Origin of the sequence: Geodermatophilus chilensis (assembly GCF_002802985.1) — a bacterium.
GTDB lineage: Bacteria > Actinomycetota > Actinomycetes > Mycobacteriales > Geodermatophilaceae > Geodermatophilus > Geodermatophilus chilensis.
Map to the genome: position 1 here is coordinate 1 of NZ_NVPT01000147.1, position 13,382 is coordinate 13,382.

10 protein-coding genes and 1 pseudogene are annotated in these 13,382 nt (G+C 71.7%); 6 read left to right on the plus strand and 5 right to left on the minus strand.

Annotated features, from left to right (window positions below; all coding sequences use genetic code 11):
* The first annotated feature begins 879 nt into the window (after positions 1–879).
* Both CNO22_RS20670 and CNO22_RS20675 read left to right on the plus strand, forming a co-directional pair.
* Positions 880–1,104, plus strand: coding sequence for a tautomerase family protein (locus CNO22_RS20670; RefSeq protein ID WP_100501147.1), 225 nt, complete (start codon positions 880–882; stop codon positions 1,102–1,104).
* A gap of 131 nt (positions 1,105–1,235) precedes the next feature.
* Positions 1,236–3,002 carry an AfsR/SARP family transcriptional regulator gene (locus CNO22_RS20675; RefSeq protein ID WP_100501148.1) on the plus strand — a complete coding sequence of 589 codons (1,767 nt, stop codon included), beginning with the start codon at positions 1,236–1,238 and terminating at the stop codon, positions 3,000–3,002.
* A gap of 655 nt (positions 3,003–3,657) precedes the next feature.
* Here the strand turns inward: CNO22_RS20675 and CNO22_RS20680 are convergent.
* Positions 3,658–4,704 (minus strand): NAD-dependent epimerase/dehydratase family protein, encoded by a 1,047-nt coding sequence (locus CNO22_RS20680; protein ID WP_100501149.1) that lies wholly within the window; start codon positions 4,702–4,704, stop codon positions 3,658–3,660.
* A 287-nt stretch (positions 4,705–4,991) separates the two neighbouring features.
* Here CNO22_RS20680 and CNO22_RS20685 point away from each other — a divergent pair, with 287 nt between their 5' ends.
* Together CNO22_RS20685 and CNO22_RS20700 are read left to right on the plus strand one after the other, a co-directional pair.
* Positions 4,992–5,765: a hypothetical protein gene (locus tag CNO22_RS20685; RefSeq protein ID WP_157937037.1), complete on the plus strand. Its 774-nt coding sequence runs from the start codon at positions 4,992–4,994 to the stop codon at positions 5,763–5,765.
* Positions 5,766–6,268: 503 nt separating this feature from the next.
* Positions 6,269–7,005 (plus strand): annotated as a pseudogene (locus CNO22_RS20700) (oxygenase MpaB family protein).
* 161 nt (positions 7,006–7,166) lie between these two features.
* On the opposite strand, the gene CNO22_RS20705 reads toward CNO22_RS20700, so the two are convergent.
* Together CNO22_RS20705 and CNO22_RS20710 are read right to left on the minus strand one after the other, a co-directional pair.
* Positions 7,167–7,724 (minus strand): transposase, encoded by a 558-nt coding sequence (locus CNO22_RS20705; protein WP_198588477.1) that lies wholly within the window; start codon positions 7,722–7,724, stop codon positions 7,167–7,169.
* 97 nt (positions 7,725–7,821) lie between these two features.
* Complete coding sequence (locus CNO22_RS20710; protein WP_100501157.1) at positions 7,822–9,078, minus strand: IS110 family RNA-guided transposase; 1,257 nt, start codon at positions 9,076–9,078, stop codon at positions 7,822–7,824.
* A gap of 234 nt (positions 9,079–9,312) precedes the next feature.
* On the opposite strand from CNO22_RS20710, the gene CNO22_RS20715 reads away from it, so the two are divergent.
* Positions 9,313–10,119: a glycerophosphodiester phosphodiesterase gene (locus CNO22_RS20715; protein ID WP_100501153.1), complete on the plus strand. Its 807-nt coding sequence runs from the start codon at positions 9,313–9,315 to the stop codon at positions 10,117–10,119.
* On the opposite strand, the gene CNO22_RS20720 is transcribed toward CNO22_RS20715, so the two are convergent.
* Positions 10,116–11,147: a helix-turn-helix domain-containing protein gene (locus tag CNO22_RS20720; RefSeq protein WP_198588478.1), complete on the minus strand. Its 1,032-nt coding sequence runs from the start codon at positions 11,145–11,147 to the stop codon at positions 10,116–10,118. The genes CNO22_RS20715 and CNO22_RS20720 overlap by 4 nt on opposite strands.
* A gap of 104 nt (positions 11,148–11,251) precedes the next feature.
* Positions 11,252–11,971 carry a hypothetical protein gene (locus tag CNO22_RS28495; protein WP_198588479.1) on the minus strand — a complete coding sequence of 240 codons (720 nt, stop codon included), beginning with the start codon at positions 11,969–11,971 and terminating at the stop codon, positions 11,252–11,254.
* A gap of 634 nt (positions 11,972–12,605) precedes the next feature.
* Between CNO22_RS28495 and CNO22_RS20725 the strand changes: the two genes are divergently transcribed.
* The gene (locus tag CNO22_RS20725; protein ID WP_232807212.1) at positions 12,606–13,148 is read left to right on the plus strand and encodes an ANTAR domain-containing protein; all 543 of its coding nucleotides are present in this window, start codon (positions 12,606–12,608) and stop codon (positions 13,146–13,148) included.
* The last annotated feature ends 234 nt before the right edge of the window (positions 13,149–13,382 follow it).

Here is a 13,382-nt window from a genome sequence, read left to right on the forward strand (position 1 = left end):
TCGCCACCGCGCTGGACGCGGTCACCGCCGCCGACGCCGCCGGCTGGTTCACCCACGCCGGCTACCCCACCCGCCAAGCTGCCTGAGATGCGCTGTCAGACCTCCGGAGGGCCCTCACCCGGTTGCAGCAGTAGCCCGGCCGGCCGCTGTTCGGACGAAAGGGGTCCGGGCGGTGCCAACTGCAGGGTGAGGAGGGCTGCCATGTCCGGTGCGAACTGCGTCGCGCCGGAATACGTCCCAGGACACCGGGACGGGGCGGGCGGCCGCGGCCTGCCCTGCGTCACCGCCGTGGCGCCGGGAGGAGAGATGCTCCTCCGCGAGACCCGCGCCGCCACGGAGGACAAAAGCAGGGGGGATCTGTAATCCGCACGGCGAGCTGACCGAGCTGTCGATCCGCAAGATCCGCTACCTCATCACCTGCCTGGTCTGGCACCTCGACGCCGACCCGAGGCAGGTCCTGCACTGGTCACGCTGGCGCCGCAGACACCGAACCCGAACCCGCCGTTGCCACTACGCCACCCGAGAAGCCCGGTACATGCGGCTGCAGTACGAGGACCACAGGTCGTGCAGAGGGACTGATCGCTCATCGCGGACAGCGGAGGCGTGTACGCATGTAGCGAGTCGTCCCTCGGATACAGCAGCGAGGTTCCGTGGTGAAGACCACGGGACCTTCGTCGTCTCCGGCCACCGAGTCACCCCGCGCCCCGTCGGGGGGCTCGAGTCGTCCGCGGGCCGTGCCCACACCGACCAGAGCTCGTGCCGACCGGACGGGGTGCATCGGGCTCGGCGCCGTCACGCGCGTCAAACGGATCCTCAAACCCCTCGGCGGGACGGTCTGGCACAGCCGCACGATGAGGCGGCCCGAGCGAGGAGGACGTCATGCCGTTCGTCAACGTCAAGGTCATCCAGGGCGTCTTTACGTCCGACCAGAAGCAGGCCATGGTGGAACGTCTCACCGACGCCATGGTGGCGATCGAGGGAGAAGCCATGCGCGGGGTCACCTGGGTGGTTGTCGAGGAGGTCGCCAGCGGTGACTGGGGCATCGGCGGGAAGTGCCTCACGACTGCGGACGTAAAGGCACTCACGGCCACCGCCGGCGTGTAGCCGCCGGGTGGCGGCGCCGGCGCGCCGGTGCCGCCGCCTGATCACCGCACGGGGCGAGCGCGAGGGCCTACGGTCGCCGGTGTTGGGGGGTCCACATGTCCACAGCCGTCCGGCTCCTGGGCCGACCTCACGTGGTCTGTGACGGACGTCCCGCGCTCGCCCCGCGCGGCAACAAGGCGTGGGCACTGCTGGCCTACCTAGTGCTGACCGAGCGTCCACCGACGCGCCAGCAGGTCGTCTCACTGCTGTTCCCCGAGGCCCTCGACCCGCTGCGCGCCCTGCGGTGGAACCTCACCGAACTGCGCCGCGTGCTGCGCGGAGTCGCGTCCCTGACCGGCGACCCCTTGGTGCTGACCCCAGTGCCGGGATGTGCCATCGACGTCCGCCTCCTCACCGAGGGCAGCCCGGCGCAGGCTCTCTCGCTCGACGGCTTCGGGCGGGAACTGCTCGAGGGGGTGGCCGTACCCGACGCGCCCGCGTTCGAGGCCTGGCTCGCCGCGGAGAGGTGCCGGGTCGCCACCTGCGGCCAGACGGTCGTCGTGGAGCAGTCACTGAACCTGCTCACCACCGGTGAGGCCCGTGGCGCGGCTCGACTGGCCGCCCGGGCCGTGGCCATGGACCCCCTCAACGCCGATCACCACGCCCTCCTGGTCCGCAGCCTCGCCACCGCCGGTGACCACCTCGGCGCCCAGAGGCAGGCGGAGAGGTGCGCGGACCTCTTCCGGCGGGAGCTCGGGTGCTCGCTGCCGGCCGAAGTGGTGGCCGCGGCTCGCCCGGCGGCCGTGCACCGGCGGCCGGCCTCGGGCCCGGCGGCGGTGCGGTCCCTCCTGGACGTCGGCCGGGCGTCCCTGGCGGCGGGAGCCGTGAACCGCGGCATCGAGCAACTCGAGCGAGCCGCGGCGACGGCGGTCGACCTCGGCGACCCGGTCCTGCGCGCGACCGCGTTCGTGGCACTGGCCGGGGCCCGCGTGCACGGCGCCGGCGAGCGGGGCACGGCGGTGCGCGCCCTCCTGCAGGACGCCGCGGCCTGCGCTCGGCAGGCCCAGGCAGGCGACCTCGCCGCCGCGGCCTGCCGGGAGCTCGGATTCCTGGCCCTGCAGCGTGGCCACCACGACCGCGCCCTGGTGTGGCTCGACGAGGGCGAACGGCTCGCCACCGACGACGGGGAACGCGCACGACTGCTCGGCGTCCGGGGGATGTGTCTGACCGACGGGGCGGACTACGGAGACGCGCTGTCCGCCCTGACCTCGGCAGTGCGCCTGGCCCGGCTCGTCGGCGACTCCAGGCAGGTCGCGTGGTCCCTGTCGATGGTGGGCCGACTCCACGTGCTGCGCGGCGAGCACGCCCGTGCCGTCGCACCCCTCGACACGGCGCTCGACATCGTCGGCGAGCAGGGCTGGACGGCGTTCCAGCCGTGGCCCGAGGCCTTCCGCGCCGAGGCGGCCATCGGGTCGGGGTGCGTCGCCGTCGCCCGTGAGCTGCTGGACCACGCGTGGGTCCTGGCCACGGAGAGCGTCGACCACTGCTGGATGGCGACCGTCGCGCACGGCCACGCCAGGCTGGCCCTCGCGGCTCGACAGACCTCCCGAGCCCAGGAGTGGGTGGACCGCGGTCTGGCGCCCTCGCCGTGGTACCTGTGGCCGTACGCCCGCCTGCTGGACACAGCGTGCTCGGTGGCACTGCAGACCGGCGGTGCGGCGACGGCCCAGCCGATGATCGACCGGCTGATCGAGCTCGCCGGTCGCGCCAGCATGCGTGACCTGCTCGTGCGTGCGCATCTGCACCGGGCGCGGACCGGATCCCGCCCGGCACTCGCCGCCGCCCGCGCCCTGGCCGCGGAGGTCGACGATCCGGCTCTCCGCACCCGCATCCACGCGGAGTCGGGGGTCCCGGCGTGACACCGCCTCTTGCTCGACCCACCACCTGGAGAAACCAGCTTGGTCGATGCCGCCTGGGCGATCGATGAGGTGAAGCGCAGGCACGAGGCCCTGCCGGAGACAGATCGACGGTCGGACCGCCATCACTTGGACGCCAGCTTCCTCGCCTCGAACGGCTCGGGATCGGCCAGACGAGGCAACGGCCGAGGTACATGACCACCGCCTGCCCGCGATCGACGTTCCCGCTCCCTCGCTGGTCCAGCGCTCCGCCGGCTGCGACAGCCTCGCCTTCCCGACCCCTCGGCGCCTCATCAGATGTTCACCGCGGATGTCGTCGGGGAGCGCCGCGGATGCAGGCGTGTGCGTATGTAGCGTGTCGCCCTCGGACACGTCGAAGTGGGGGTCGCCCCGCGACGGCCCCACCGAGGATCGGGCTGCACCTCTACGGCGGTGCCGGCATCCAGGGGCTGACACCCAGCGCTGGTCGCTGATCCCGAGCCTGGCCGACCGCGGCGTCCGGGTGAGGTGCCCGCTGATGGCCTCGCGCCACAACAGATCTACCGGGGCGGCTATCCGTTGGTCAGCGCTGTCCGACCGGCATCTGCTGGAGGACGTCGATCTCTCCGTCGCCGCCGCTGTAGGCGACTGCTTCGTGTACGACCGCATGCCGCATGGATCAGGTCGACCGCTCGCCGACGCCGGTCGCCCCCTCGTGCAGCCGGCCGGCTGGCGAGTCGGGGGCGAGCGGTGGAGTCCGGGCGCCGGCTCCCTCGGCCATGCCCTCGAGCACCTCGCGCAGTGCCTCCACGGAGGACACGGTGGGGGACCAGCCGAGCTCTGTGCGGATCCTCGTGGTGTCGAGCAACGGAAGCTGCAGCGCCAGGTCGAGCAGCCGCGGCTCAGCTGGGACAAGGTGCAGTTGCCATGCGGCCGTCAACCCGACGCGCGCCAGGCGGCCGGGCACCGGGAGGACACGCGACCCGAGCACCTCGCCAATGGATCCGGCGTCGATGACAGGGTCGGCGGCGACGTTGTAGGCGCCCCGCGCGTCGCCGACGATCGCCAGTCGATATGCCTCGGCCACGTCGTTGGCGTGCAGCGCCTGGAACCGCAGGCCTGCCGGCCAGGGGACGACCGGCAGCCGGCCCGGACGGACCAGTGCGTTGGGCAGTAGCGGCCCGGCGAAGATCCGCCGCTGCTCGGAGGCGGCCTGCCGCTGGAAGATGAACGCCGACCGGAGCCGGACGACCCGGATGTCGGGATGCCGGGCCTCGAACGCGTCGAGCAACCGTTCGACGTAGGCCTTCTCCCGCCCGTACGCCGCTGTGGGGACGCTGTGGGTGGGCCATGACTCGTCCACCCGCCGGCCCGGTCCCGGGGAGTAGGCGCCGACGGACGAGGCGTAGACGAGGGCACCGACACCCGCCGCCGACGCGGCCGCGAACACCCGCGCGCTTCCCACCGCGTTGGCCTGCCAGGTCACCATCGGACGGTGCGTTGGGTGGAACAGCCAGGCGAGATGGACGACGACGTCGGCTCCCCGCAGATGCGGGACAAGGTCGTCGCCGGCGACGTCCGCTGCCACGAACGTCGTCTTCGGGGGTTGCCACTCCGGGCGCCGGCGAGCGATCCCGACGATCTCCGACACCCTGTCGTCGGCCGTCAGCGCGCGGACGACCGCGGTCCCGACGTTGCCCGTCGCTCCTACGACCACGACCTTCACGCCGCTCACCTCGTCTCGGTCGCTGCTCGGGTCCCGGCACAACCCGTACCCCGGGCGACGCCATCCATCACAGTGCCTGGCTGGTAGCAGCCGGTCGGGATGTGCTGAGAAGGCCCGGTGGTCGAGGTGCAGACCATCGGCGACCGCGTGCCGACGACAGACCGGTCCGGCACATCCGGGACCTACCGCCGCACGATGGGCGGGATCCCGGCACTGCCGACGCGGCCCGGGGCCGAGCACACTGGTCGTGCAGTTCTGCGCCGACGGATGTTGCCCCGGAGGCTGCCATGCGCAGCGATGAACGCCTGGTTCTCATGCCGGTCCTTGCGCCAGGCAGTCATGCCCATCCCCGCGCCGGCGGCTGCTTCGCCGAGGTCGCGGCCACCCTCAGCACCCACCAGTGGACCGACCACCCCACCAGCATCCCCCCGGTCCTCGGCCAGATCGCCCGCCGAGTCAACGACCTCTCCAGCCCGCAGGCGCGAACCGACCTGGCGCCGCTGATCCCCTGGGCGGTCTGCGGTCCCCACCTGTCGGCCGACCTCACCCGCGACACCGCGGTGATCACCGCACTGATCGAGTCGGCCCGCTCGGAGCTCCGGGTCGACCCGGACCTCGACCCGGTGCTGCAGCAGCTGGAGCGGCAACCCCGGCCGCGCCACATCGTCGACCGGATCAGGTGGCGCCGGGCCGCCCGACACCTCGTGCACATGCACCTGCGGTCCATCGCCTCGAGGACAGAGGGGCCGACCCGCGACTCCCAGCTCCGGGACCTGCTGCTCACGGCCATCGACAGCATCCGCGCCCTCGAGGGTCTCCCGACGCTGCCACGGCCGGTCGACGCCCCGGTGATCACTGCTCACCCGTTGCCCGTCACCACGCACCTGGCCGCAGTCCACCCGGTTCTCGGACTGCGCGTCGCCCCTCTGCTCGACCTCTGGCCCGACTGGATCCGTGAGCCCTGGAACCGGCGCCTCGATGAGCTCTGCCCGCGTGACCTGCCCGACGGCGAGGACCGACCACAGCAACCCGCCGGCATCCGGCAAGCCGTCGCCGTCTGACCGTGGGACCGCCATTCCGTGACGCCCTGCTGGACCGAGCAGCAGCTGTGCTCGCCGTTGCTGCAGGCTGACCCGATCACCTCAGAGGGCGCCGGTCACGTGGCGATCATCGATTGGTCGGCCCAGGTTGCCGCCGCGTCAGCGATGACCGTCAGCAGAGCGGACGCGTTGTGGACCCTCACGTGGCTCGACCCGCCGACGGCCGAAGCCGCTGCCCTGGACGATGGCGGTCAGGCGTAGTGGCCGACGGGGCTGGTTCGCCACATCCTGAAGCCACCGGCAGAGACGGCAGCCTGCTGCGGAGCCCTCGTGGAGTGGCCTTGATGATGCATCGTTCGGGATTCGGAAGCGGCGTGTGGCCGGGGGCCGACCTCGCCTCCCTGTTCCCGCCGGAGTCAGCCCCGGGTGCGCCGGGCGACCTGGGCGTGTTCGGTCCAGGTTCGGAGGCCTGGCGGATCGGCCGGGAGAGAGTGCTGATCCTGGCCGGTCCGGCCGCCCTGTTGATGCAGATCGCACATCCGCTGGTCGCTGCCGGCGTCGACCAGCACAGCGACTTCCGTGTCCGACCGGTGCATCGCTTGCGCACCACCCTGGACGCCACACTGACCATGACCTTGGCGACCGTGACCAGGCCGCCAAGGCAGCCGCCCGGATCCGGTCGCGGCACCGACGAGTGACCGGGTGTACCAGCGACGCTGCAGGCGCCTTCCCGGCTGGCACGGAGTACCGGGCCGACGATCCACAGCTGGCGCTGTGGGTGCTGGCCACCTTGGTCTGGACGGCGCTCGAGCTCTACGACGGGTTCGTCGCGCCACTGCCCCCCGAGCGCCGGGCTCGTTACCAGGCCGAGATGTCCCGTATCGGCGGGCTTCTCGGCGTACCGCAGGAGCTGCTACTGGGTAGTCACGGAGAGTTCACCGAGTACATGGCGTCGATGGACGACGCGGTGCTCGAGGTGGGGCCGCAAGCGCGCAGGCTCGCTGTGGCCATCTTCACCGCCTCGGTCCGCGGGGTTCCACGACCCCTGCTCCAGGGTGCCGACGCAGTGGCCGGCGTCCTGACCGCGGGCTTGCTCCCGCCCCGGTTGCGTGCCAGCTATGGGCTGAGCTGGGGCTGGCCGGAGCGGCAGGCTTTCCGCGCCGCCCGCCTCGCCATGAGGACCGCACTCCCGGCCCTGCCGCCGCACGTCCGCTACTGGCCGCACCACGTGTCTGCGTACCGCCGCGTCGGGGGCTCGTGATCCCCGGACGCATCTGCCGTCGGCGTCCGGTGCGGACTGCGCCACGTGGCCACGTGGCCGCGTGGCCGCGTGGCGGCTAATCCGAAAATCACAGGTCACCAGGCATGCGGCAGCGTCCCGAGCCGGAGTCGGGAGGACCGCGGCGAGGCTCGTCGGTGGTGTCAGGCGGCGGGGTTGAGGGTCACGGAGTAGCCAAGGGCCTGCAATTCCCGGACGTGCTGGCGGACCTTGCGTTCGGGATTGGCGCGCGAGGCGTAGTAGTCCGGACCGAGATCGACGAACCGGGCCTCCTCGTCGGAGAGCAGCGCCCAGATGATGACCAGGATGGAGCGGCCGACCGCGACGATCGCCCGCTTCTTGCCGCGCCGTCGGGCGATCCGCCGATAGCGCTCGCCGAGGAAGGTGTCGGTGCGGGCGGCGCTGACCGCGGCCTCGCCAAGGATGCGCGCCAGATAGCGGTTGCCCACGCCCGTGCCGGCTTTGCCGGTCTTGCGACCGGCGGACTCGTTGACTCCCGGCGCGAAGCGGGCCCAAGAGGCCAGGTGCGCCGGGGTCGGGAACCGGGTCATGTCGGTGCCGATCTCGGCGAGGATCATCTGTGCGGCGACCGGCCCCACCCCCGGGATCGCATCAAGCCGGGCCACCGCGGGCGCCAGTTCGCCGAGCTGGGCGTCGATGCGGTCCTGCACGGTGGCGATGTCGGCGGTGATCGCATCCACCCGCCGCAGCATCTAATCCGAAAATCACAGGTCACCAGGCATGCGGCAGCGTCCCGAGCCGGAGTCGGGAGGACCGCGGCGAGGCTCGTCGGTGGTGTCAGGCGGCGGGGTTGAGGGTCACGGAGTAGCCAAGGGCCTGCAATTCCCGGACGTGCTGGCGGACCTTGCGTTCGGGATTGGCGCGCGAGGCGTAGTAGTCCGGACCGAGATCGACGAACCGGGCCTCCTCGTCGGAGAGCAGCGCCCAGATGATGACCAGGATGGAGCGGCCGACCGCGACGATCGCCCGCTTCTTGCCGCGCCGTCGGGCGATCCGCCGATAGCGCTCGCCGAGGAAGGTGTCGGTGCGGGCGGCGCTGACCGCGGCCTCGCCAAGGATGCGCGCCAGATAGCGGTTGCCCACGCCCGTGCCGGCTTTGCCGGTCTTGCGACCGGCGGACTCGTTGACTCCCGGCGCGAAGCGGGCCCAAGAGGCCAGGTGCGCCGGGGTCGGGAACCGGGTCATGTCGGTGCCGATCTCGGCGAGGATCATCTGTGCGGCGACCGGCCCCACCCCCGGGATCGCATCAAGCCGGGCCACCGCGGGCGCCAGTTCGCCGAGCTGGGCGTCGATGCGGTCCTGCACGGTGGCGATGTCGGCGGTGATCGCATCCACCCGCCGCAGCATCTGGGTCAGCAAGAACGCGTGGTGCTCGGTGAACCGGCCGGTCAGCGCCTCGGTCAGCCGGGCGGTCTTCGAGCGCAGGCTGCCGCGGGCCAGGTCGGCCAGCACCGCCGGATCGCGCTCCCCGGCGATCAGCGCGGCCATGATCGCCCGCCCGGAGGCGCCGAACGGGTCGCTGACCACGACCGCCAGCTTGATCAGCGCGTCCTCGAGCAGCTTGTCCACCCGCTGCTTCTCCGCCGTCCGGGCGGCGAGCAGATCGACCCGGTAGCGGGTCAGGTCCCGCAACTGCCGGATCGCCGGCGGCGGCACGAAGCTCGGGCGCAGCACCTGCCGCTCGGCGACCTTGCACAGCCAGACCGCGTCCAGCCGGTCGGTCTTGGGCCGGCCGGGCAGGTGCTTGACGTCCTTGGCGTTGACCAGCCACGTCTCGAAGCGGTCCTCCAGCAAGTAGAACGGCGGCCGCCAGTAGTCGCTGGTCGCCTCCATCACCACGCGGGTCACCCCGAGGCTGGCCAACCAGTCGCCCAGCGCCAGCAGCGCGGCGGTCATCGTGGAGACGGTGCGGACCTCCTGCATCCGCTGCCCGCGCGGACCGGGTACCCGCGCGCAGCACACCACCTCGGCCTTGCTGATATCCAGCGCCGCGATCCGTTCGATGATCTCGGGCTCGTCGGTCTCGACCTGCATCGTCCTCGCCTCCTCGGTGATACCGGAGGCGGCCACCCGTAGGAGCTGCAGGGAACGGCGAATCTAATCCTCGTGCTCGAAGCACACGCAACGGCCCACAGCACAGCTCCCGGCGCCCGACTTCAGAACGGCCTCACAGACCATGCCACCACGACGTCAACGGGCGGCCGCGCACCATTTTCAGCCCGGAACGGCGCTCCCCGGCAGGGGACCTCCAGGACTTCAGGGTCACCCGTGGACTTCGCCGAGCTCAGCCGGCCGTTCGTCATCGCCCACCGCGGCGGGGCCATGCAGGTGCCCGAGCACACGATGGAGGGCTATCGGGTCGCGGTGGGCCAGGGCCTGCCGGTCATCGAACAAGACGTGTCCACGCTCGCCGACGGCGGCCTGGGCGTCATGCGCGACGGCACCGTGGACCGCATGACCACCTCCAGCGGCAACGTCGCCGATCACACGTCGGTGTCCTGGAAACAGCTCGACATCGACGCCTCGGCCATCCTCGGCGGAGGTTGGCCCGACGGGCTGCGCCCCCCACTGTTCGAGGAGGTGCTCACCGAGTTCGGCAACCGCGTCCTCCTGTGCGCCGAGGCCAAGAGCAGCGACGCGATGGGGCCGATGATCGACGCGCTCGACCGCCGCGGGATCAGCCCGGCGTCCGTCCTGCTCCAGTCCTACGCGCTCGCCGACTGCCGGCTGGCGCGAGACCGTGACCGTCCCAGACGCCACCCACCGCCCCGTGCCCGTCGTCCACCTCGGCGGCGCGTTCGCCGGAGTGCGCTTCAAGAACGTGGAGCTCGCATGACCGACCCATTCGAACGCCCGGGCCACGGGCCGGCCGACCCGGAGGGCTACCTCATCGAGCAAACCCCCGACGGCTACCGGTGGACCTGCCGCGCCGACGCCCGCACCGCAGGGCCGTTCACCAGCCGTGAGGACGCCGTCGCCGCCGCCGAGGCGACCGCACCGACTGATGCACCGGGAGGTCAGCTGCGCGGAAGCCGGGGCTCCGACGCCCACTGCCTCGAGGAACGGATGCGCTAGGAGTCGATGGTCAGCCTCGGTCTGTCGGTCCGCCCCGCGGCGACGACTGCGCGCACCGACTCCTGAGGGATGCGGGCCGCCTCGGCAAGAGAGCTGAGGGGGGTTCCGCTCTGCTCCAGCAGTTCGGCGGCGGCTCCCAGGACGCTGGGGCTCTCGGGAGGGCCGAGCGGTCCTGGTTCCGGATGGCCCCACTGGTCCAGTTGGTCGTTGGCCCGGCGATAGGAGAGATCCGACAGGCGTCCCAGCGTGTGCGCCCGGTAGACGAGGGCCTTGAGACTGACTCCCCAGTGACGCTTCAGTTCGTGGAAGGTCCGCCAGTCGATGCGCGTCGGCAGGCTGTTCTCGATCTCCGCCCTCGGCATGAGGAACTCGGCCGCGAAGGACATGGCCTGGGACTCGACGACCTTCGATCCCGGCTCGACCCCGGCGTGCATCAGCAGGTGGCCGAGCTCGTGACTGGCGTCGAAGCGGCTACGCGCCTTGTCGTCCTTCATCGGGGACATGACCACCAGGGGCCGACCGGAGGCGCTCTCGGAGGACGAGAAGGCGTCCACCCGGGCATCGAAGCCCTCGGCCGGCAGCCGGACGACCAGCACACCGTGCGCTTCCAGCAGGCGGACCACGTGGGGAACGGGCTCCGTGCCGACCGCCAGGTCGTCTCTGGCCCGCCGCGCGGCGTCTGCGATGTCGGCCTCGGACGGCTGCGCCGGTAGGTCGATCGACGGGAGGCGAACCGGGGGGAGGTCGACGTACCGCTCGACGAGGTCGAGCACCGCCAGCGCCAGCTCTCCGAAGGCCAGCGCCTGCTCGCGTCGGTTGGCCGGAGTGCTTCGCAGCGATCGGAAGTGAGCGGTCGAGGAGCGCACCTCGGGGATGTCCAGCGCGCGGGAGAAGAACTCCCGCGGCATGCCCAGGGTGAGGCCGATCCGGGCGAGCACGGTCGTCGTCGGCCGGGACAGCCCGCGTTCGTACTGCGTCACCGCGGCAGGGGTGACCTCGATGCGCCGGGCCAGTTCCGACCGCGGCATGCAGGCCAGTCGACGGGCGACAGCCAGGCGACGGCCATCGAAGTCCTCGGCAACCCCCGAGCCGCGGCGTCGCCTGGCGGCGGTGGTCCACGTGGGCTGATCGGTCAACGCGCGGCCTCCTGCGGCCGCCGCTTGAGCGACACGGGCGCCTCGGGGACGTCCCGCTCGGAGAAGGCGGCACCGGTGGGGAGGCAGGGGACGTCGTCCGTCGCCGCGTCGACACGGGCTGCACCGTCGCGCCACAGCGGCGTCACGGCCAACCATCGCGGCCGACCCAGGTTCGGCAGACCCAGCCAGCCTGCGGTCAGTCCCATGGCGTCCCCCGCCCAGACGAAGAACAAGTCCCGCCACACCGGACAAGCCCCCGACCAGGGGATCTCGAAGTCGAAAGCCAGTTGCCCCTCGATCGGCGGAGGTGGCAACGCGTCGATCCCGGCGTTCCGGGCGGCGGCTGCGCGACGCGTGACGCTGGTGTTCCAGCCGAACTCGGTCCACTCCGGTTCGCGAAGTCCCACGCCGGGCGCCTTGACCACGTGCACGGCCAGGTCGCCGACCTGGAGCAGCAGAGAACCGTGCGGAACGGTCACGCGCACGCCGCGTGTGCGCCACGGTGAGCGGGCCGCTCGGTACTCCGCGAGCATGCGCTCACGCATGTTCTCCCACGCCAGGCCGGCGATACCCCGTGGTGTGTCGAACAGGTACGACGGCTCGTACCGCTCGGCGTTCGGCCGCCACATCGCCCGCGTCGTGTCGCGCAGCCAACGCACGACTTCGCGCTCTTCCAGCGTCTCCCTGCAGTCGTGCAGGACCGCCAGCGCGGTCACATCCCACTCCGGCACGACGAGATGTTAAGTGGAAGTCACGTCTTGCCGGTAGAACGTTATACGCGGATCCCGTCTCCTGAGAAAACATGAAATGCGGCGTTCACAGCGGTTGAACGATGACGGCTGTCCCCGCAGGGCCGACTCGACCGCTCGCTGAGCGCTCCGGGGCGGTGTCAGGTGCCGTTGATCGGGTGCCCGCCCATCGTCATGACGGGTACAGGCGAGCCAGCCCGCCCGCCGACTGCCGGCCCATCACCGTGCCGTCGAATTCGACTCCGGACACCCGGCACGCTCGGATGCCGATCGGAACGAGGACCGCAGTGGAGAGGGGTGAGCTGTCGGGCGTTTGCCGCGACCGGATGCGGGCACCGTCCGCCACCTGACAGCGTGCCGCCGCTACCGGGGCCCAGCACCCCGGAGGGGCGACCTCGAGGGGCCAACTGTGGACACCGCCAGTCGCTTCACGAAGGCGGTGGACGCCGAGTCGAGCGCCCAACACGATGATCCGGAGCTGCTGCCGGTCCGACTGGCTCGGGCTGCCGCCGCCGTGCTACCCGTCGACGGCGTCGGGTTGAGCATCCACCGGGGCCCAGACCTCCGGACACCCCTGGCGGCGAGCACCGAGGTCGCGTCGTTGGCGGAGTCCTTGCAGTTCACCGCCGGCACGGGTCCATGCCTACTCGCGGCCGAGTCGCGGTACCCGATGTTCGCCACCGAGGAGCTCCTGGCACGCCGGTGGCCGATCTTCCACGACCTGCTCGTCACCGAGACGCCGATGCGCAGCGTGCTGGCCCTGTCCCTGCCCGACCCACTGAAGGGCGTCGCCGGCATGGACCTGTTCTCCACCGACCCCGACGGCGCGACCGCGATCGACCCCTTCGAGGCCAGGCTCGTCGCCGGCCTGGTCTCCGAGCGTCTCGGGTCGGCCGGCGACTGGTCCCCCTGGCCCTCGATCGAGGAGCCGGTCTGGGTCAGGACCCCGGCTGCGCGCCGCCGAAGCCGGCTCTGGATGGCCGTGGGCATGGTCATGTCCGCTCTGCACGTGCCCTTCCCGGACGCGCTCGCGCTGCTCCGTGCCCACGCCTACGCCACCGACCGGACAGCCGACGACCTCGCCGCGGACCTGGTCGCTCGTCGGATCCACCCCGACCAGTTGCGTGAGGGCAGCGACCACTGAGCCGGCTCCGGGTGGCTCGGCGACCCGGCCCCGGCCGTCGAGTCCGGATCCGTGGCAGCTGCCTCAGAACGCGTCTCGAAACTCGGTGAGGCGGCGGCGTGGCAGTCCGGTGACGTGACGAGCTCCTGGTAGGGCGGGTGGTTCCTACACCGTCCAGCCCTCACCAGGAGCTCGGATGTCAGTGTCGCCGGTCTGCTCGTGCCTGTCATGCCCGACCCACGCGGCCGCCGCAGG

Excerpts from the sequence above, each read along its gene's own strand:
- CNO22_RS20670 (WP_100501147.1), top strand. The coding sequence starts at position 880 with ATGCCGTTCGTCAACGTCAAGGTCATCCAGGGCGTCTTTACGTCCGAC.
- CNO22_RS20710 (WP_100501157.1), bottom strand. The coding sequence starts at position 9,078 with ATGCAGGTCGAGACCGACGAGCCCGAGATCATCGAACGGATCGCGGCG.
- CNO22_RS20720 (WP_198588478.1), bottom strand. The coding sequence starts at position 11,147 with ATGCCGCGGTCGGAACTGGCCCGGCGCATCGAGGTCACCCCTGCCGCG.
- CNO22_RS20685 (WP_157937037.1), top strand. The coding sequence starts at position 4,992 with ATGCGCAGCGATGAACGCCTGGTTCTCATGCCGGTCCTTGCGCCAGGC.